The 17,442-nt window shown below is 69.1% G+C and carries 21 protein-coding genes; 13 read left to right on the top strand and 8 right to left on the bottom strand.

The window, feature by feature from the left end:
* Window positions 1-30: 30 nt before the first annotated feature.
* Window positions 31-1,173 carry an LCP family protein gene (locus AB0I88_RS17395; protein ID WP_361024728.1) on the bottom strand — a complete coding sequence of 381 codons (1,143 nt, stop codon included), beginning with the start codon at window positions 1,171-1,173 and terminating at the stop codon, window positions 31-33.
* A gap of 230 nt (window positions 1,174-1,403) precedes the next feature.
* Here AB0I88_RS17395 and AB0I88_RS17390 point away from each other — a divergent pair, with 230 nt between their 5' ends.
* The 4 genes from AB0I88_RS17390 to AB0I88_RS17375 all read left to right on the top strand — a co-directional run bounded on the left by AB0I88_RS17390 (window position 1,404) and on the right by AB0I88_RS17375 (window position 5,708).
* Window positions 1,404-1,814 (top strand): hypothetical protein, encoded by a 411-nt coding sequence (locus AB0I88_RS17390; RefSeq protein WP_361024725.1) that lies wholly within the window; start codon window positions 1,404-1,406, stop codon window positions 1,812-1,814.
* 467 nt (window positions 1,815-2,281) lie between these two features.
* Complete coding sequence (locus tag AB0I88_RS17385; RefSeq protein WP_361024722.1) at window positions 2,282-2,596, top strand: type VII secretion target; 315 nt, start codon at window positions 2,282-2,284, stop codon at window positions 2,594-2,596.
* Window positions 2,597-2,841: 245 nt separating this feature from the next.
* A complete protein-coding gene (locus AB0I88_RS17380) occupies window positions 2,842-5,052 on the top strand; it encodes a hypothetical protein (RefSeq protein ID WP_361024719.1) in 2,211 nt (736 codons plus the stop codon).
* Entirely contained in the window at window positions 5,049-5,708 is a 660-nt protein-coding gene (locus tag AB0I88_RS17375; RefSeq protein ID WP_361024717.1) for a hypothetical protein, read from the top strand. Before AB0I88_RS17380 ends, AB0I88_RS17375 begins: the two co-directional genes overlap by 4 nt.
* Window positions 5,709-5,911: 203 nt before the next feature.
* Here the strand turns inward: AB0I88_RS17375 and AB0I88_RS17370 are convergent, their stop codons facing one another.
* From AB0I88_RS17370 to AB0I88_RS17360, 3 genes are read right to left on the bottom strand one after another with little or no spacing between them, the layout of a single operon-like run.
* On the bottom strand, window positions 5,912-7,573 hold the full coding sequence (locus tag AB0I88_RS17370; RefSeq protein WP_361024714.1) for an ATP-dependent DNA helicase RecQ: 1,662 nt from the start codon (window positions 7,571-7,573) through the stop codon (window positions 5,912-5,914).
* The gene (locus tag AB0I88_RS17365; RefSeq protein WP_361024711.1) at window positions 7,570-8,520 is read right to left on the bottom strand and encodes a TIGR03557 family F420-dependent LLM class oxidoreductase; all 951 of its coding nucleotides are present in this window, start codon (window positions 8,518-8,520) and stop codon (window positions 7,570-7,572) included. Before AB0I88_RS17365 ends, AB0I88_RS17370 begins: the two co-directional genes overlap by 4 nt.
* A 16-nt stretch (window positions 8,521-8,536) precedes the next feature.
* Complete coding sequence (locus tag AB0I88_RS17360; protein ID WP_260178646.1) at window positions 8,537-8,662, bottom strand: hypothetical protein; 126 nt, start codon at window positions 8,660-8,662, stop codon at window positions 8,537-8,539.
* Between the two features lie 119 nt (window positions 8,663-8,781).
* Between AB0I88_RS17360 and AB0I88_RS17355 the strand changes: the two genes are divergently transcribed.
* Window positions 8,782-10,344, top strand: a complete 1,563-nt coding sequence (locus tag AB0I88_RS17355) for a glycoside hydrolase family 3 protein (RefSeq protein WP_361024706.1) — start codon at window positions 8,782-8,784, stop codon at window positions 10,342-10,344.
* Between the two features lie 7 nt (window positions 10,345-10,351).
* Here AB0I88_RS17355 and AB0I88_RS17350 read toward each other — a convergent pair whose 3' ends face one another.
* Window positions 10,352-10,636 carry a GNAT family N-acetyltransferase gene (locus tag AB0I88_RS17350; protein ID WP_361024703.1) on the bottom strand — a complete coding sequence of 95 codons (285 nt, stop codon included), beginning with the start codon at window positions 10,634-10,636 and terminating at the stop codon, window positions 10,352-10,354.
* Between the two features lie 41 nt (window positions 10,637-10,677).
* Between AB0I88_RS17350 and AB0I88_RS17345 the strand changes: the two genes are divergently transcribed.
* From AB0I88_RS17345 to AB0I88_RS17315, 7 genes are all read left to right on the top strand, one after another.
* Window positions 10,678-11,004 carry a hypothetical protein gene (locus AB0I88_RS17345; protein ID WP_361024700.1) on the top strand — a complete coding sequence of 109 codons (327 nt, stop codon included), beginning with the start codon at window positions 10,678-10,680 and terminating at the stop codon, window positions 11,002-11,004.
* Window positions 11,005-11,047: 43 nt separating this feature from the next.
* The gene (locus tag AB0I88_RS17340) at window positions 11,048-11,875 is read left to right on the top strand and encodes a DUF1206 domain-containing protein (protein WP_361024697.1); all 828 of its coding nucleotides are present in this window, start codon (window positions 11,048-11,050) and stop codon (window positions 11,873-11,875) included.
* Window positions 11,876-11,995: 120 nt separating this feature from the next.
* On the top strand, window positions 11,996-13,153 hold the full coding sequence (locus AB0I88_RS17335; RefSeq protein WP_361024944.1) for a mechanosensitive ion channel domain-containing protein: 1,158 nt from the start codon (window positions 11,996-11,998) through the stop codon (window positions 13,151-13,153).
* A 52-nt stretch (window positions 13,154-13,205) separates the two neighbouring features.
* Complete coding sequence (locus AB0I88_RS17330) at window positions 13,206-13,613, top strand: phage holin family protein (protein ID WP_361024694.1); 408 nt, start codon at window positions 13,206-13,208, stop codon at window positions 13,611-13,613.
* Complete coding sequence (locus tag AB0I88_RS17325) at window positions 13,610-13,987, top strand: DUF3618 domain-containing protein (RefSeq protein ID WP_361024691.1); 378 nt, start codon at window positions 13,610-13,612, stop codon at window positions 13,985-13,987. Before AB0I88_RS17330 ends, AB0I88_RS17325 begins: the two co-directional genes overlap by 4 nt.
* Window positions 13,987-14,259, top strand: a complete 273-nt coding sequence (locus AB0I88_RS17320; RefSeq protein WP_361024688.1) for a DUF4235 domain-containing protein — start codon at window positions 13,987-13,989, stop codon at window positions 14,257-14,259. Before AB0I88_RS17325 ends, AB0I88_RS17320 begins: the two co-directional genes overlap by 1 nt.
* A gap of 352 nt (window positions 14,260-14,611) precedes the next feature.
* On the top strand, window positions 14,612-14,815 hold the full coding sequence (locus AB0I88_RS17315; protein WP_011905669.1) for a cold-shock protein: 204 nt from the start codon (window positions 14,612-14,614) through the stop codon (window positions 14,813-14,815).
* A gap of 100 nt (window positions 14,816-14,915) precedes the next feature.
* Here AB0I88_RS17315 and AB0I88_RS17310 read toward each other — a convergent pair whose 3' ends face one another.
* Window positions 14,916-15,155 carry a hypothetical protein gene (locus tag AB0I88_RS17310; RefSeq protein ID WP_361024685.1) on the bottom strand — a complete coding sequence of 80 codons (240 nt, stop codon included), beginning with the start codon at window positions 15,153-15,155 and terminating at the stop codon, window positions 14,916-14,918.
* Window positions 15,149-16,126, bottom strand: coding sequence for an aldo/keto reductase (locus AB0I88_RS17305; protein WP_361024682.1), 978 nt, complete (start codon window positions 16,124-16,126; stop codon window positions 15,149-15,151). Before AB0I88_RS17305 ends, AB0I88_RS17310 begins: the two co-directional genes overlap by 7 nt.
* Before the next feature lie 141 nt (window positions 16,127-16,267).
* Here AB0I88_RS17305 and AB0I88_RS17300 point away from each other — a divergent pair, with 141 nt between their 5' ends.
* A complete protein-coding gene (locus AB0I88_RS17300) occupies window positions 16,268-17,290 on the top strand; it encodes an adenosine deaminase (protein WP_361024679.1) in 1,023 nt (340 codons plus the stop codon).
* Here AB0I88_RS17300 and AB0I88_RS17295 read toward each other — a convergent pair.
* On the bottom strand, window positions 17,281-17,427 hold the full coding sequence (locus tag AB0I88_RS17295) for a hypothetical protein (RefSeq protein ID WP_361024676.1): 147 nt from the start codon (window positions 17,425-17,427) through the stop codon (window positions 17,281-17,283). The genes AB0I88_RS17300 and AB0I88_RS17295 overlap by 10 nt on opposite strands.
* Window positions 17,428-17,442: the final 15 nt, after the last annotated feature.

The raw sequence follows: 17,442 nt of genomic DNA, 5'->3' as shown, positions 1-17,442 counted from the left end.
TGGTGCCGGACCGTGCGCCGCCGGCGCCGGTCACCCGTCCAGGTTGACGAACTCGGGGTGATCGAGAAGGAACGACGCGACCCGCTCCTCGGTCACCGCCTCGAAGAAGTCGTCGACCTCGGGGTAGAACTGCTCGCCCTGGTAACCGCCGTTGTAGAGGCCCTTGCCCGGCAGCTTGACGGTGACCATGTCGTCGATGTTGACGGCCTGCAGCTCGGTCGCCCAGTCCAGGATGGAGTGCTCGCCGCCGGAGAAGGTCAGCGAGTCGCCGGCCGCCTCCAGGACCCCGAGCAGTTTCGTCGGGTTGGTGACGACGTCCCGGCTCATCGCCTGCTTGGCCATCGCCTTGATGAACTGCTGCTGGTGGCGTTGCCGGTCGTAGTCGGTCATGCCGTCGCCGTAGCGCTGCCGCACGTAGTCGAGCGCCTCCCACGCTTTCAGGCGTACCGGCTCGTCGCTCTTCTTGTAGACCTTCTGCACCCCGGTGTACGGCCGGGAGCAGTTGTGGTGGCCCTGGCAGGCGGGGGTCCGGTCACGTGGGCTGCCGTCCGGTTTGAGGTGCTCGGACTTGACGTCCATGTCGATGACCATCTCCACACCGCCCATCGCTTCGACGATCTTCTTGAAGCCGCCGAAGTTGACGATGGCGCCGGCGTCGAACTTCTTGATCCCGGTACGGTTGCTGACCGTCTTGGCGAGCAGCTGGAAGCCCTGCGCCGGGCTGAACTCGCCGTTCTTGAGGCGGCTGCCGTACGCCATCGCGGCATTGATCTTGGTGGTGTCCGCCCCGGTGCCGGACGCCTTGAAGGCGGGGATGTCCACGACCAGGTCCCGGGGCATGGAGAACAGGTAGGCGCTGTGCCGGTCCGCCGGGATGTGCGCCACCACGATCGAGTCGGCCAGCGGCGCGGTCTCGTCGTCCCGTGGGTCGATCCCGACGAGCAGCAGGTTCACCGCCCCGTCGATGTTCGCGTCGAGGTCCTTCGGCGGGACCGCCTCGGCCGGGGTCTCGAAATCCTTGAGCAGGCTCTTGTCGGTGACCTTGTTCTCGTACCGGGACAACAGCGCCTGTCCCGCGACCAGCCCTCCACCGCTGGGCACCAGCAGGAGGACACCCGCGACCACAGTGATCCGCGCCCACAACGGCGCACGGCGTTTACCGGACTTGCCCACCAGTGCCGACCTCCCCCGTCGCGGTGACCCGCGCATGATTGCACGCGCACGCAACCACCGTCCCTGGAGATCGAGAGCGCTCCCACCAGAATTACCCGGCGTCCGGCTTCCGCACCCGGTCACGCCCGAACTCCCAATCCGGGCCTATGCCACCAGCACCCGCGAACCGGGCCGCCCTCTCTTTCGAAAGACGCGGGCTATGCGGCGGCCAGGAGGCCGGCGCAGGCCGCATGAACCCCGGCACTCGCGTAGATCACCACCAGTTCTGCCTCAACGAGAAGTGGGAGACGGTCCGTGACGGCCGAGGACGCGCGGTCGGCCACCGCGTCACCTACGAGCTGCCACTGCGTGATGGGCGGATCCTGCGTACCCGGATCTCGCGGCCGGTCAACAAGGACACCTACGGCGCCCGCCTGTGGAAGACCATCCTGGCCGACCAACTCGAGGTGACGGAGGCCGAGTTCTGGGCTTGCGTCAAGGACAAGCAGCCTCCCGACCGGGGATGGGAAGAGGCCGAGATCCCGGCGAAGGCGCTGCCGGCGAGTCTGGTCTACCAGCTCATCCACGAGGTCGGGTTGGCTGAGTCCGAGGTGGCGGCGATGACGCTGGAGGATGCGATGGCCGCAATGGTCGGACACTGAGCAAAACCGCATCCCGGAGGCGACGGCTCCGTTCGAGCCGAAACGGGGGTGTAGTCGACGAAGCCCGCCTTGGCCAGAAGCTTGATGTGCGCTGTGAGGGACTTGTGGTCCTTCCATCCGCAGGCTTAATGAGTTTCGGCCTGGAGACCCGCGCGGCGCCCTGTCTTGCCGTTCGAGCATGTCGCCAGCGTCAAGCGCCGGGAGCCGGAGTTTCCGGTTCAGTCCGTTCTCGGCAGCGGGCGAACGGACGGCACGCTCGAAGCTGAACCGGGATCCACCCAAGGCCAGCGATCACCGGTAGGGCTTTGTCGCCGACTCTCGTGATCGTCGCTGAGTGGTGTGCCGCCATCGCGGCGCCGATGTCGGGTAGCGGACTGGAGATGGCGTGCCGCCACGGCGAACCGAGGCATCGATGTCGGCGTACGTTCCGGTAGAGGCAGGATTCGTGCGTGACGGGGAGGACATCGATGCATCCGGGGCAGCTGGGGGTGGATGTGGTGGCCCTGCGTGTCATGGGCGCGGATGTCACTGGTGCGGCGGCAACGTTGCGGGGTGCGGTGCGGGCGACCGGCTCGGGCCTTGCGCCTGCCGTTCAGCCCGGTTGTTCGGCGGGCGCGGCGGCGCAGGCGGCGGAGAAAGCCTGGGTGGCGGACCTGGAGCGGCTGACTGCCCGGTTGGATCAGCTCGGCCGGCGGATGAGCGAGGCGGCGGACACCTACCGGGCTACCGACCAGGCCGGTGCGGACGAGTTGCGGCGTAGCGGGCCGCCGGGGGTGCTCTGATGAGCGAGATGACATTGGAGCAGCTGTTGTCGTTCGACGCTGGGCCGTGGCATGGGGCGGCGGACGAGTGGCAGCGGCTCGCGAAGGGTGTCGACGACGCCACCGAACAGCTGATCGTGGGCACACGGGATCTCGGTCATGTTTGGACGAGCGGTGCGGGGTCGAGTGCGGCTGCTGAGGAGTCGGCTACGTTGCGTAATGCGGTGGACAACACCTGCAGCCGGGCGAGGTGGGTCCAAAATGTGATGGATCAGCATGCGTATGCGATGACCGCGCTGCGGCAGCAGGCCGAGAACATCCTCGCCTCCGCCCGGACGGCCGGTTACAGCGTGGATACGGCGGCCATGACGGTCACCGCGCCCGCCTCGGCGTACATGGGTGGCAACCTGGACAGGACCGGCCGGGAGACGGGCGCACTGCTCAACGATCTGCGATCGGTCGTGGAGTACGCCCGGGCGCAGGACGACGCGACGGCCGGCAGCATCAACGAGAGTGTTCCGTCGGGGCAGACCGGGTTCGGGGCCGCGTCGCCCGGCACGATCGCGAGGGCTGAGGAACTAGCCCGCAAACTGAAGGATCCGACCTACCAGCCGACCTTTGCCGAACTGGACGAGTTGCGGGACCTGATCAAGCTGTACGGCCGGGATCCGGCTCTCGCCTACACCGTCCTGAACTCCCTCGGCCCGAAGGGGTTGCTGGAGCTCAGCGGCACGCTGGCGACCTACCAGCTCGACTATCCCGGTAAGGGCACCGATGACGCACTGTTCAGCCGCGACACCGCCGACATCGTGCGGGATCTGCAGAACGGTCTCGGGGTGATGCTGGCGACCGCGACCGAGCCGTCCGGTATAACGGGCGGGTTGCGCGGCGAGGACTACGTGCGCGGCGAGCACGAGTTGTCCAGCCAGTGGGTGTCCGATCTGATGGCCGCCGGGCGCAGCCGGATGGACATCGGCGATCCCTTCAGCCCGATGCGATACGTCGAGGACGTCTACGGCTACCAACTGCTCTCGCCGCTCCTGCGCAACGGCGGTCTGGACCCCGGGTTCGTGGCCACCGTCGGCGGCGACATCGTCGACTTCGAGATCGAGCAGGGCCAGGGGAGCGCCCTGTGGAACGGCGGGCGCGGTGAGAACGTCCGCCTGGACTGGACCCAGGGACACGACGAGAACGGCGTGCCGGCTGGCTACGACCCGGTGAATGCCCTGATGGACGGGCTGTCACGCAACGGTGAAGGCGCCCGCGACCTGTTCACCGGCGTCACCGAGTCCTCGACCGACCCGCGAGCTCCGGACGGCGGCCGCCTGCCCCGCCTCGGCTACCTGCTCACCGACCGGGACTGGCAGGCGGACGTGCCCAGCGGGCCCGGCTGGACGGCCGAGGTGATGCAACACGGTGACGACTACCGCAAGAGCAGCCTCCACGATCTCGGCACTGCGCTCGAACGCGGCACCCTCGATCATCCCGGCCCGGCCGCCCGGCACCTGGTCGAGGCGATCGTCTACGAGAGCTCCATCGACGAGAAGGTCACCGCCGCTGCGGCCACCGACGCGGCGGCGCACGCGAACAAGCAGCAGTCCAACGAGTTCATGAAGACCGACGTGATCCCGCCGGAGATGCGTGACTCGATGGCCCGGATCATGTCGGGCTACATCGCCGACGTGAACGGCAACATCGCCGACGCCGACTACGGCACACCCGAGTCCATCGACGTCGACCGCCAGCAGTTGGTGCGGTTCCTGGCCGACATCGGCAAGGACGAGGCCGCGCACGACATCGTCGCCCGCGCCGAGGCCGGCTACGGGGCGGCCGCCTACGACAACGTCCTCTCCGGCAGGCAGAACCCGGAGGCCGACGTGCGCGCCAACCTGGACGCGATGAAGGTCATCTCGCAGAACTACGGCGGCGTCATGGGCGCGCTCGACATGGGTGCAATCGAGGCGGACATCGAGACTAGCGCCCAACTCGACGAGAAGACTAACACCAGCATCGAAACCCGGTACAAGGTCATCGGTCCCCTGGTTGAGGGAGCAGTAGGCGCGGCGACCTCGCGGGTTCCCGGCGCCAGTGACCTGATCAACGGATACGTCGGCGAGGCGTTGGAAGGGCTTGAGGAGTGGGAGAAGTCCGACAGCAGTGGCCAAGCCCGCTACCAGGTCGGCGAAGTACTCGGTGCGGGTCGTAGCTCCGCGGTTCTCCTCGCTGAAGGCGCGTTCTACGAGAGCGGCAAGCTTCAAGAACTTCCACCCATCCTCAGGGACGACAACGGTGGCCTCAAGCCGATGGACGAGTGGACCGGTGACGAGGTCCGGGCGTGGCAGAACTACAAGGGTGCGCGTGGCCTGGACACGGTAGGCACCGCCGCCACCGATGCTGGCAATGCATACCAACTCGGCTACGAGTGGGCAAAATCCACGCTGACTCCAGACGTGCCGAAGGGCGGTGGATCCAAGTGAGACTGCGGATTGCGGCGGCCGTCGCCGTTGCATTCGGTCTGGTGACAGCAGGTTGCACCGATACCAATGATCCCGGGACTGAAGGTCCATTGGTCTCCGGTTCACCGAGCATCGGTGTCTCGTCGATGACGTTTGACGAGGCCTACCACCAGGTGCCGGTTGACGGTGTGGGCGATCTGAAGATCAACTGGGACGTTCCGTCGGAGGCCGATGTCGACGATGTCCTCGCGGCCAGGCGAGCACTCACGCATGTCTACTGGGGATCTCAGGCGACCGACTGGACTCCGATAACGGCAACCGCGCGATTCCTTTTCACCGAGGAGTACTACCAGCGGGTCCTCGCAGGTCTGGGGACCTCTGGAGCTGGCGATCCGATGATCGGCCCGATCTGGGTCAAGTTCATGGGCGTTGAGAACCTTGGCCTCGACCAGACCAGAGTGACGTTCTGTACCGATATCGGCTGGTGGCACGAGGCCAGCGACAGCACACCGCAAGTCCGCGAAGACCGGGCAAACCTGGAATCGTTCGTTATGAGGAACGTCCCGACCGGCGACGGTGAACAGCATTGGCTCGCCGACCAGCACTGGAATCCCGACGCTGACCGGAGAGCGAAGTATGGAGCTGAGTGCACGGAGTGGGCCCAGCACAAGCCCTGACGAGTCACCGAAACGGGAAGAGTGTAAGGGGCCTGCTCGAGTCCCTCCGGCTCTCTGGTGTCCGGAGTCGGGCTGCGAGCGGCTCATCGCGCACCTGGTGGCTTGCCAGCGCAGCGATGAACGTGACGACGAGCTTGGATGGCTGAGAGGGTGATTGACCAAATCTCGCCCGCTTTTGTCCGCCTGATCGCTCCTGTTATGTCTCAGTTTCCGGGTTTCGAAAGCGTCTTGACTGGTGTCAACAACGCGTTCGCGATGACGACCGGCACTGACAACGTCTTGTAGCCGACGTCGTCGAAGAGCACCATCATGCGGTCCTCCTCGTAGTTCATCACCATGCCCACGCCCCACTCGTCGTGGCGGACCTGGCTGTGGACCGGGAACGGGCCCTGGAGTTCGGCGGCGGCGATCTCGTGGGCGGTGCCGTCGGCGCAGTTGTCGCAGTGGCCGCACGGTCTGTGGAGTTCCTCGCCGAAGTAGGCGAGCAGCGTCTCGGTACGGCACTGCCGGGACTGGGCGAAGGCCCGCATCATGTCGGTGCGGGACTTCACGACCGCCTGCTGTCGCTCGTACTCGGTCAGTGCGGCCTCGGCGGCCGCGGCCGGGAGTGGCGCGCGGGCCGGGACCGTCAGTTTGTGGCCGGCGCCGGCTCGCATCGCCCCGGCCTGTTCCAGCAGGTTGAGGTACTGGGCGAGCTTGCGTGGCCCGAGGCCGGTGGTCTTCTGCAGCGCGGTCTTGGTGACCGGTCCTTTGTGCAGTTCGCCGGCGAGTTCGCGCAGTTCGTCGCCGTCGGGGGAGCCGCCCTGGAAGAACCGCTGGATGGCCTCGTCCTCGGAGCGCCAGAGCAGCAGCGCACGGGCCGGCTCGCCGTCGCGGCCGGCGCGGCCGATCTCCTGGAAGTAGCTGTCGGGGGAGTCGGGCAGGGCGACGTGCGCCACCCAGCGGATGTTGGGTTTGTCGATGCCCATGCCGAACGCCGACGTCGCCACCATGATGTCGATCTTGTCGTCGGTGAAGTCGGTGTGCCGCTGTTCGCGCAGGCCGGCGGCCATCCCGCCGTGGTAGAAGGCGGCCGGGTAGCCGGCCGTGGTGAGCCGTTCGGCGAGTTCCTCGGCGGCCCGCCGGGTGGCGACGTAGATGATGCCGGGCCGCTGCTGTTCGTCCAGCAGGGTGGTGAGGCGCCGCCACCGGTACGCGTCGTCGGGGCAGTAGGCGACCTCGAGGAACAGGTTGCGGCGGTCCAGCCCGGACACGTGGATCTCGGGCTTGTGCAGGCGCAGCCGGGCGATGATGTCCTCGCGGACCGGCGGCGACGCGGTGGCGGTGAGGGCCAGAATCGGCGGCCGGCCGATCTGCTTGATCATCTCGCCGAGGGCGAGGTAGTCGGGCCGGAAGTCGTGGCCCCACGCGGAGATGCAGTGCGCCTCGTCGACGGCGACCAGGCCGGGTCGCAGCGCACGCACCTCGGCCAGCCGGTCCGGGTCGCTGAGCTGCTCCGGGGTGATGAAGAGGAATTCGGCGTCGCCGCGGCGGATCGCCTCGATGGCCTCGCGCTGTTCCTTCGGCGTCTCGGCGGAGCTGACCCGGACCGCGCGGGTCCTCGGGTCGTTCCGCTCGTTGAGGGCGGCGATCTGGTCCTGCTGGAGGGCGAGCAGCGGGGAGATCACCACGGTCGGCCCGGGCAGCAGCACGGCCGGGATCTGGTAGATGGCCGACTTGCCGGCGCCGGTGGGCAGCACCACGAGCGAGTCCTTGCGGCGCAGCACGGCGCGCATCGGCTTGAACTGGCCGGGCCGCAGCTTCGGCCAGCCGAACTGTTTGCGGGCCACGCGGCGCAGGCGTGGCCCGTAGACGGGAAGTCTCATCCGAGCTTCGGCAGGATCTCGCGTGCGTACATGTCGAGGAGGCCCTGGTGGTGCGGCCCGGTGTTGGCGACGTAGATTTCGTCGAAGCCGGCGTCGGCGTACTCGCGGATCGTCTCGAGGTGCTCCTCCGGGTCGTTGCCGCAGACGAACGCCTTGGCGACCGCCTCCGGCGTCACCAGCTGGGACGCCTGTTCGAAGTGCCTGGGTGAGGGCAACACCTGGGAGAGTTCGCCGGGCACGCCGGCGTTCGGCCATTTCCGGTACGCGATCCGCGCGCCCTCCTCCGCGGTGTCCGCGAAGGCCGCCTTGAAGCCGCCCTGGGCGACCTTGGCGCCACCGCCGGACTCGCGGAACCGCCGCACCATGTCGCCGTCCGGCATGACGCTGATGTAGCCGTCGCCGATCCGGCCGGCCACCTCGACGGCCTTGGGCCCGAAGCCCGAGACGAGGATCTCCACCGGCTGCTCGGGCAGGGTGTAGATCCGGGCGTTCTCGACGGTGTAGTGCTTGCCGTGGTGCGAGTGGAAGCCGCCCGCCCACAGCCCGCGGATGATCTCGACGGCCTCTTCGAGCATCTCCAGCCGTACGTCGAGCTCGGGCCAGGCGTCGCCGAAGATGTGCTCGTTGAGGGCCTCGCCGGTGCCGACGCCGAGCCGGAAGCGGCCGCCGGTGAGGACGGCGCTGGTGGCGGCGGCCTGGGCGATCACGGCCGGGTGGATGCGGACGGTCGGGCAGGTGACGGCCGTGGTGATCGGCAGACCGCACGCCTGGCTGATCGCGCCGATCATGGACCAGACGAAGGCGCTCTGTCCCTGGGCGTCCATCCACGGGTGGTAGTGGTCGGAGATCCACAGCCCCCCGAATCCGGCCCGTTCCGCGCCCCGGGCTTGTTCGAGCAGCTCGGCGGGGCTGTACTCCTCGCTGGAGAGGAAATATCCGATGCGCATGGCCGCCCCGGTACCCCTATTTGCCTCCGAACATGCGGCGGATCGCCCACAGCAGGAACAGCACCGCCAGCGCGATGCCGAGAAGGCGTACGGCGTGCACCTCGGACCAGTCGACACCGGTCGCCGCCACGGTAGTGAGCACGTGCGCATCCTACCGGCGGGAAGCCACAGCAAATAGAAAGGTTTGTTGACTAAATGCGGCGGAGGGTGTGAACATAGGTCCCCGACGGGGGAGCGAAAGCATCGGAGGTACGGGGGCTCATGTCCATTCACGGCGAATTGCCGGAGTTGGCGGCTGCGGTCCTGCAACCAGGATTCGTCGGCACGACCGCCCCGGACTGGGTCCGCCGGTGGCTCGGCGCCGGCCTCGGGGGCGTGGCCCTCTTCGCGCGCAACGTCGAGTCACCCGGACAGGTGGCCGCCCTGACGGCGCAACTGCGTGCCGAGCACCCGGATGTGATCGTGGCCATCGACGAGGAGGCCGGTGACGTCACCCGGTTCGAGTCCCGGCTCGGCAGCTCCCGGCCCGGCAACCTGGCCCTCGGCGCGATCGACGACCCGCGGCTCACCGAGGCGGTCGCCCGCGATCTCGGCCGGGAACTCGCCGACGCCGGCATCACCCTCGACTACGCCCCCGACGCCGACGTCAACAGCAACCCCGGAAACCCGGTCATCGGGGTACGGGCATTCGGCGCCGAACCGCACCTCGTGGCCCGGCACACCGCGGCTTTCGTCCGTGGCCTGCAGGAGTCCGGCGTGGCCGGGTGCGCCAAACACTTCCCCGGGCACGGTGACACCGCCGTCGACTCCCACCACGACGTCCCGGTCATCGACCGCACCGCGGCAGAGTTGGCGGCCTGCGAGCTGGTCCCGTTCCGGGCGGCGATCGCGGCGGGCGCCAAGGCGGTGATGACCGGGCACCTGCTCGTCCCGGCGTACGACACCGAACAGCCCGCCACCCTGAGCCCCCGCATCCTCACCGGCCTGCTCCGGGAGGAACTCGGCTTCGACGGCCTGATCGTCACCGACGGCATCGAGATGCAGGGCGTGCGCCGCCGCTACGGACTGGAAGGTGCCACGGTCCGCGCGCTCGCCGCCGGGGTGGACGCCATCTGTGTGGGCGGCGACCACGCCGACGAGCGGACCGCGACCCGGCTGCGGGACGCCATCGTCGCGGCGGTCCGTTCCGGGGAACTGCCCGAGGAACGCCTGCGCGACGCCGTACGCCGGGTCCGCCGGCTCGCCTCGTGGACCACCCGCGCCCAGACCGCCACCGGCGCCCGGGCCGTCGCGGACGCCGCGGCCGGCAACGAGGCCGTCGTCCTCGGCTCGACGGTGGGATTCGCGGCCGCCCGCCGCGCCGTCCGGGTGACCGTCGCCGACGGCGGACCCGAACTGCCGGTCACCGGTGCCCCGCACGTGGTCGAGTTCGCGCCGCCGCACAACATCGCGATCGGCAGCGAGACCCCGTGGGGTGTCGGCGAACCGCTCGCCGAACTGCTGGCCGGCACCACGTCGGTCCGGTTCTCCGCCGGCGACCTGGAGCCGCTGGCCGACCCGGCGGCCCCGGTGCTGGCCGGCGCCGGGGAGCGGCCGCTCGTGCTGGTGGTCCGCGACGTCCACCGGCACCCGTGGATCGCCACCACGCTGAGCCGGGTCCTCGCGGTACGGCCGGACGCGATCGTGGTCGAGATGGGCATCCCGGTGACGGTGGCCGGCGGGGTGCACATCGCCACCCACGGGGCGACCCGGGCGCTGGGCCGTGCCGCCGCCGAGTTGATCGCCGGCGTCGACGTCCCCGCTCCGCAGCCGGTCGCCGCCTGAACGACGGTCAGTGGGCGACCAGGTCCGCGTACTCGGGGTGCTCGCCGATGTAGGCGGCGAAGAACGGGCAGGAGGGGACCACCCGGTCGCCCCGGTCGCGGATCCGGTCGAGGGACTGCCGGGCCAGTTCGCCGGCCAGGCCACGCCCGCGCATCTGCGGGGCGGTCTCGGTGTGCAGGATGTGCACCGCGCCGTCCCGGACCCGGTAGACGGCCAGAGCGGCCACCGCACCGTCCACGACCAGCTCGAAACGACGCTCGGCGGTGTTGTCCCGGACCTCGTAGTCGCTCATCCGGACAGCTTAGGGTTGCTTGTCGCGCGTACCGTGAAAGGGTGTTGATCTCGAAGCCCCGTCGCCGCGCCGCCGCCGCTCTCGCCTCCGCCGTCCTCGGCCTCGCGTTGCTCACCGGGTGCGGTGACGACGTGAGCTGCGGGCTCGACCAGTGCACCGTGACCATCGCCCGGGAGAACAACGCCAGCGTCGACGTCCTCGGCGTGGAGGCGAAGTTCGTCTCCGCCGACGAGAACACGGTGACCCTCGACGTCGCCGGCGAGCAGATCCAGCTCACCAAGGGACAGCAGGCGGTCGAGGCCGGCGGTCTGACCTTCACGTTGTCGAGCGTGACGCAGGACGAGATCAAGGTGGAAGTGTCACGCTGAGGCGTCACGTTTGACGATCGTCGCTGCCGGTCACATTGGGGGCATGTCCTCCACAGCCTCGAACGTCAAATACACCGCGTCACGGGCCGCCGACAGCAAACCCCTGGAGTACCTTGCCCGGGGCGGTTTCGTCGGATACGGCATCATCCATCTGCTGTTCGCGTGGATCGCGTTGCAGGTGGCCTTCGGCGTCGGCTCCGGGCAGGACAGTGACCAGTCCGGAGCCCTGCAGACCATCGCCCGGCAGTCGTACGGCAAGACGCTGCTGATCGTCATCGCCGTCGGCCTGGCCGCCATGGCGATCTGGCAGGCGTTCGAGGCCGCCATCGGCGAGAGCGGCCCGCGGGACCGCACCGCGATGGCCGAGCGGGTGCTCTCCGGCGTCCGGGCCGTCCTGTACGGCTACCTCGCCTGGATGGCCGTCAAGATCGTGCAGGGCGCGAACGCCTCGATGGGCGACAGCTACCAGAGCAAGACCTCCGGCCTGATGGCCACCGACGGCGGCCGCTGGCTGGTCGCGCTGATCGGCCTGATCGTGCTCGGCGTCGGCGTCGGCATGCTCTGGTACGGCTACAAGCGCAAGTTCGTGAAGCACCTCAACACCCAGCAGATGCCGGCCGGCACCCGTCAGCCGATCATCCGTCTCGGGGTCGCCGGCTACATGGCCAAGGGCACCGCGTACGCGATCGCCGGCCTGCTGTTCGTCACCGCCGCCGTCAACTACGACGCGGACAAGGCCCGCGGCCTCGACGCCGCCCTGAAGACGCTGGCCGGCTACTCCTGGGGCGTGTGGCTGCTCGCCCTGATCGGCGCCGGCATCGCGGCGTTCGGCGTCTACTGTGTGGCGCAGGCGCGCTACCGGAAGATCTGACACTGGACCGTTGACGGCGGCGGATGTGAGCTATCTCCGACATCCGCCGCCGTCGGTGCGCCCGCACCCCGCCGGGGAGAAGGCTTCTCGTCCGTGGAGGCGATACCAGTGACAAGTGTGATGACCGCCCTGCTGGCCGTCCTCGGCGCGGCCGCCGTGGCGATCGTGTTCGTCGAGATCGTGCACCGGGTGATGCTGCGGCTCGGCCGTGAGTCACCGCTCGCCGCCGACCTGGCACGGAAGGTGCACCGGCCGCTGCTGGTCACCGTCACGCTCGTGGCGGTGCAGCAGGCGATCCGGATCTGGGCCGGCGACTTCCCCGGCCGCTCCGGCGTGATGCACGTGCTCGTGCTGCTCTGCATAGCCGCGTTCGCCTGGCTGGTCGGCGCCATGCTGCTGGTGCTCGAGGACATGGCGCTGGCCCGGTGGCGCACCGACGTGCCGGACAACCTCAAGAGCCGGCGGATCAAGACCCAGGTGGTGATGCTGCGCCGGGTCACGGTGGCCGGCATCGTGGTGCTGACCATCGGCGTCATGCTGATGACCTTCCCGGACATCCGTGCCCTCGGCGCCAGCGTGCTGGCCTCGGCCGGCCTGATCAGCGTGGTCGCGGCGCTGGCCGCGCAGAGCACCCTGGGCAACATGTTCGCCGGGCTGCAACTGGCGTTCAGCGACGCGATCCGGGTCGACGACGTGGTCGTGGTGGAGCAGGAGTGGGGCCGGATCGAGGAGATCACCCTCACCTACGTGGTGGTGCAGATCTGGGACGACCGCCGGCTCATCCTGCCCACCTCGTACTTCACCACCAAACCGTTCCAGAACTGGACGCGTACCGGGTCGGCGGTCCTCGGCACCGCCGAGATCGACGTGGACTGGTCCACCCCGGTCGAGCCGGTGCGGGCCGAGTTGCAGCGTGTCTGCGAGAGCAGCGACCTGTGGGACGGCCGGGTCTGCGTGCTCCAGATGACCGAGGCGACCGACGGCCGGGTACGGCTGCGGGCGCTGGTCAGCGCCGGCGACGCGGCCGCGCTCTGGGACCTGCGCTGCCTGGTCCGGGAGCGGCTGGTCGGCTGGATCTGGCAGCACCAGCGGACCGCGCTGCCGCGGATGCGCGCCGAGGTGGAGTCGGTCCCGGCCGAACCGTTCCGCGCCGACGGCCACGCCGGCCCCGGCCCGTCGTCCGACGCGGCCCGGGTGTTCAGCGGCGGTTTGGACGGCGACACCCGCGGGGTGGTGTTCGGCGGACCGCTGCCGGTTGCCCCGGAGCGCAAGGATTGAGCGGGCGGTGACGAGGGCATACACCGCTCACATGGGATGAAGGGGGGACGCGATGACCCGGCCACTTGTCGAGCAATCCACCGCGGAGCTGGTCCAAAGGGCCAGTGAGCAGGTCAGCCGCCTGATCCGCGACGAACTGACGCTCGCCAAGGCGGAACTGACGGAGAAAGGCAAGCACGCCGGGATCGGCGCGGGTCTGTTCGGCGGCGCGGGCGTGCTCGCCGGCTACGGCGTCGGCGGCCTGATCGCCACCTCGGTCATCGCGCTGAACCTGGTTCTCCCGCTCTGGCTGTCCGCGCTCATCGTCACCGTGGTGCTCTTCGTGATCGCCGGTGTGCTGGCGCTGCTCGGCCGGAAACAGGTGAACCGGGCCGTCCCGCCGGAACCACTGGCCGCGATCGAGAGTGTCAAGGCCGATGTCGACGAAGTGAAGAACGCGGTCAGGAGTGGGAGGGCATGAGCGAGCTTGCGCATGAGAAGAACGGTTCGGCGGCGAAGCCGGATCTGGTGGCGTTGCGGGAGGAGATCAGGCAGACCCGGTCCGAGCTGGGTGAGACGGTGCAGGCGCTGGCCGCGCGCGCGGACGTGAAGGCCCGCGCCCGCGAGCAGGTGGCCGAGACCAAGGAGCGGGTGCGTACCCAGGCGGCGGTGATGACCGGCCGGGTGCGCGAGGCCGCGACCGACGCGGCGGTCCGGGTCCGCGAGGCCGATAAGCGCGATCTCGCACATCGCGCCGGTTCCCGGGTACGGGCGAATCCGTGGCCGGCGGTGCTGACGGTCGCCGGGCTGGCGGCCGTGGCCGGGATCGTGCTGATCATCCGAGGGAGGCGCTGATGGCGGGGAAGTTGAAGAAGGCCGCGTTCAAGCCGGTGAACATCGCGCTGGGGGTCGCGGCGGGCGCGCTGGCGGGGATGCTCTTCAAGGAGGCCTGGAAGCTGGTGTCCGGCGACGACGACGCTCCGGACGCCGGCGATCCGGATCGTGGCTGGGGTGAGATTCTCGCGGCCGCCGCGATCCAGGGCGCGATCTTCGCCGTGGTGAAGGCCGCTGTCCACCGTGGCGGGGCGATCGGGACGCAGAAACTGACCGGCACCTGGCCCGACTAGATCATCTTCTGTATAGACAGGGGTCTTGACGGTCCCCCGCTTCGTTCCGACTTCGTCGGGAAGAAGTGGGGGACCTTTTCCATATCGGCCACCCATTATTTGATTCCTACGTGGGGGAGCTTTACGGCCCGATTTTCGGGTACAGTGTGGCCAGTTTTTGCGTACGTGGTTCGCTGCTTCCGCTTGACCGCGGGACGTCGGCCCCATCCCGGGAGGGTCGGCAGTTGTCTCGAGGTCGGGTGGATGGGTCGTCCTCTGAAAGGCCGCCTCGCGGTACCGCTGCTCGAAAACGGTCATCGGCCCCGCGCTGCCGCGGTTGGGCGGGCCGGCATTTTCAGAAGGAGAGTTCAGCATGGCGCAAGGAACCGTGAAGTGGTTCAACGCAGACAAGGGCTTCGGCTTCATCACCGTCGACGGCGGGGGTGCTGACGTGTTCGTCCACTTCTCGGCCATCCAGACGAGCGGCTACCGCACTCTGGAAGAGAACCAGCGGGTGGAGTTCGAGATCGCCCAGGGCCAGAAGGGCCCGCAGGCGGAGCAGGTTCGCCCGCTCTGAGACTGATCCGCCGGTCGTGAGACCGGTTCGCCGGCCGCCTGGCGGAGGCCGGCCCGACCGTGGCCCCGCACCCTCATCCGAGGTTGCGGGGCCTCTTTCGTCACTGGACGGGTCGCTGGGCGCCGGAGCGACGGCGCATCCCGACGGCGATCAGCAGAAGCCCGGCGACGATCAGGCCGCCACCCACGACCGCCCACACCGTCTGACCGCTCATCCGGCTGTAGGGCAGGACATCCAGCCCCTGAAGCGTCCACACCCCACCGAGCACGACTGCGAGCAGGCCCAGAGACATGGCAAGCCAGCCCCGCAACCGCGGCCTCTCGGTTTCATTGTTCACCATTTGTCGTGCACCTGCGGGCGAATCAACTCATCGTAGACCGCTGTGATCATTTCTCGGGTTTCCGGCGAGAGTTGCGAAACATCTGCCGCCGCCGCGTTCGCCCGCGCCTGTTCCGGGTTACGGGCGCCCGGGATCACCACTGTCACGCCCACCTGATCGATGATCCATCGGAGCGCGAATTGCGCCATGGTGACACCGGCCGGAACCAACGGGCGCAGCCGGCCGACCGCTTCCAGGCCGGTCCGGAAGTCCACCCCGGAGAACGTCTCGCCGACGTCGAACGCCTCGCCGTGCCGGTTGTAGTTGCGGTGGTCGTCGGCGCTGAACGTGGTGCTCTCGTCATAGCGCCCGGAGAGCAGACCGCTGGCGAGCGGAACCCGGGCGATGATCCCGACCCCGGCCTCGGCGGCGGCCGGCAGCACCCGCTCCAGCGGCTTGAGACGGAACGCGTTCAGGATGATCTGGACGCTCGCCACCCCGGGCCGGGCGATCGCGGTGAGCGCCTCGTCGACCCGCTCGACGCTCACCCCGTACGCCGCGATGCGCTTCTCCTCGACCAGGGTGTCGAGGGCGTCGAAGACCGCGTCCGAGGAGTAGACCGAAGTGGGCGGACAGTGCAGCTGCACCAGGTCGAGGGTGTCCACGCCGAGGTTGGCGCGGGATCGGTCGGTCCAGGCCCGGAAGTTGTCCAGGTGGTAGTTCTCCGGCTCCTGCGGCAACCGGCGGCCCATCTTGGTGAAGACGGTAAGGCCGGGACGGTCCTTGAGGAACGAGCCGATGATCTGCTCGCTGCGGCCGTCGCCGTACACGTCGGCGGTGTCGATGAACGTGACGCCGGCGTCCACCGCGGCCTGCAGGGTCGCGTGCGCGTCGGCCTCGCTGACCTGGCCCCAGTCGGCGCCGAGCTGCCAGGCGCCGAGGCCGACCACGCCGACCGTGCGCCCCAGCTTGCGAAAGCTTCGATTTTCCACGCCGTGACCCTACCGCCAGGCCGACGGCTTGAAACAGAACAGACGTACGGTTTGTGGGGAGGATGTTGCGGCGTGCGGCGGATTGGCGCGGATCATCCGCGTACCGTCGGGGGTGAGGCTTCTATGTGAGGGGATACTCCTTTGACGGACCTGACGTCGTTCATCGCCGGCCTGCCCAAGGCGGAGCTGCACGTCCACCACGTCGGCTCGGCGTCACCGCGGATCGTCGCCGAGCTGGCCGCCCGCCACGAGGGCACCTCGCCGGTCCCGGCCGACCCGGCACGGCTCGCCGAGTACTTCGAGTTCCGGGACTTCGCCCACTTCATCGAGATCTACCTGAGCGTGGTCGACCTGATCCGCGACGACGAGGACGTCCGGCTGCTCACCTACGAGATCGGGCGTGAGCTGGGCCGGCAGAACGTCCGGTACGCCGAGCTGACCATCACGCCGTACTCCAGCGTGCGGCGCGGCATCCCGGCGAAGGCGTTCTGCGAGGCGATCGAGGACGCCCGGGCCGGCGCCTCCCGGGACTTCGGCGTGGACCTGCGGTGGTGCTTCGACATCCCCGGCGAGGCCGGTCTGCCCGCCGCCGAGGAGACTCTGCGGATCGCCCTCGGCGAGCGGCCCGACGGCCTGATCAGTTTCGGGCTCGGCGGCCCGGAGATCGGGGTGCCGCGGCCGCAGTTCCGGCCGTACTTCGCCCAGGCCCGCGCGGCCGGGCTGCACAGCGTGCCGCACGCCGGCGAGACAACCGGCCCGGAGACCGTCTGGGACGCGCTGCGCGAGCTCGGCGCCGAACGGATCGGGCACGGCATCGCGGCCGCCCAGGACGAGCGGCTGATGGCCCATCTCGCCGAGAACGGCATCCCGCTCGAGGTCTGCCCCACGTCGAACCTGCGCACCCGGGCGGTCACCGACCTCGACGAGCACCCGATCACCACCCTGGTCGCGGCCGGTGTGCCGGTCAGCGTGAACTCGGACGACCCGCCGATGTTCGGCACCACCCTCGAGCAGGAGTACACCACCGCCGCCCGGCTGCTCGGCCTGGACGCCGCCGGCGTGGCCGACCTGGCCCGCGCCGCCGTCCGGCACAGCTTCCGGCCCGGCGACGGGAAAGCGGCCCTGCTCGCCGAGATCGACGCCTACCAGGCCGCTCAGGGGTAGAGCGGATCCTGCCAGCAGGCGACCATCGTCAGGGTGCCGATGGTCAGGATCGTCAGCCAGCGCACCAGCCGCCTCCGGTTGAACCGGGCCGGATCCTCCTCCGGCTCGGTCTCCGCCTCGCTCAGCAGATCAGGCATCAGCCTCTCCCGTCG

Source organism: Actinoplanes sp. NPDC049802, from assembly GCF_040656595.1.
In the GTDB taxonomy this organism is placed as follows: Bacteria; Actinomycetota; Actinomycetes; order Mycobacteriales; family Micromonosporaceae; genus Actinoplanes.
Note: the sequence above shows the minus strand (reverse complement) of the source record. Positions and strands in the feature narration are given on the sequence as shown.

Bases quoted from the DNA above. Each gene is read 5' to 3' on its own strand.
- AB0I88_RS17390 (WP_361024725.1), top strand. From the start codon at position 1,404: ATGAACCCCGGCACTCGCGTAGATCACCACCAGTTCTGCCTCAACGAG.
- AB0I88_RS17385 (WP_361024722.1), top strand. From the start codon at position 2,282: ATGCATCCGGGGCAGCTGGGGGTGGATGTGGTGGCCCTGCGTGTCATG.
- AB0I88_RS17380 (WP_361024719.1), top strand. From the start codon at position 2,842: ATGGATCAGCATGCGTATGCGATGACCGCGCTGCGGCAGCAGGCCGAG.
- AB0I88_RS17370 (WP_361024714.1), bottom strand. From the start codon at position 7,573: ATGAGACTTCCCGTCTACGGGCCACGCCTGCGCCGCGTGGCCCGCAAA.
- AB0I88_RS17365 (WP_361024711.1), bottom strand. From the start codon at position 8,520: ATGCGCATCGGATATTTCCTCTCCAGCGAGGAGTACAGCCCCGCCGAG.
- AB0I88_RS17355 (WP_361024706.1), top strand. From the start codon at position 8,782: ATGTCCATTCACGGCGAATTGCCGGAGTTGGCGGCTGCGGTCCTGCAA.
- AB0I88_RS17350 (WP_361024703.1), bottom strand. From the start codon at position 10,636: ATGAGCGACTACGAGGTCCGGGACAACACCGCCGAGCGTCGTTTCGAG.
- AB0I88_RS17340 (WP_361024697.1), top strand. From the start codon at position 11,048: ATGTCCTCCACAGCCTCGAACGTCAAATACACCGCGTCACGGGCCGCC.
- AB0I88_RS17335 (WP_361024944.1), top strand. From the start codon at position 11,996: ATGACCGCCCTGCTGGCCGTCCTCGGCGCGGCCGCCGTGGCGATCGTG.
- AB0I88_RS17330 (WP_361024694.1), top strand. From the start codon at position 13,206: ATGACCCGGCCACTTGTCGAGCAATCCACCGCGGAGCTGGTCCAAAGG.
- AB0I88_RS17325 (WP_361024691.1), top strand. From the start codon at position 13,610: ATGAGCGAGCTTGCGCATGAGAAGAACGGTTCGGCGGCGAAGCCGGAT.
- AB0I88_RS17320 (WP_361024688.1), top strand. From the start codon at position 13,987: ATGGCGGGGAAGTTGAAGAAGGCCGCGTTCAAGCCGGTGAACATCGCG.
- AB0I88_RS17315 (WP_011905669.1), top strand. From the start codon at position 14,612: ATGGCGCAAGGAACCGTGAAGTGGTTCAACGCAGACAAGGGCTTCGGC.
- AB0I88_RS17310 (WP_361024685.1), bottom strand. From the start codon at position 15,155: ATGGTGAACAATGAAACCGAGAGGCCGCGGTTGCGGGGCTGGCTTGCC.
- AB0I88_RS17295 (WP_361024676.1), bottom strand. From the start codon at position 17,427: ATGCCTGATCTGCTGAGCGAGGCGGAGACCGAGCCGGAGGAGGATCCG.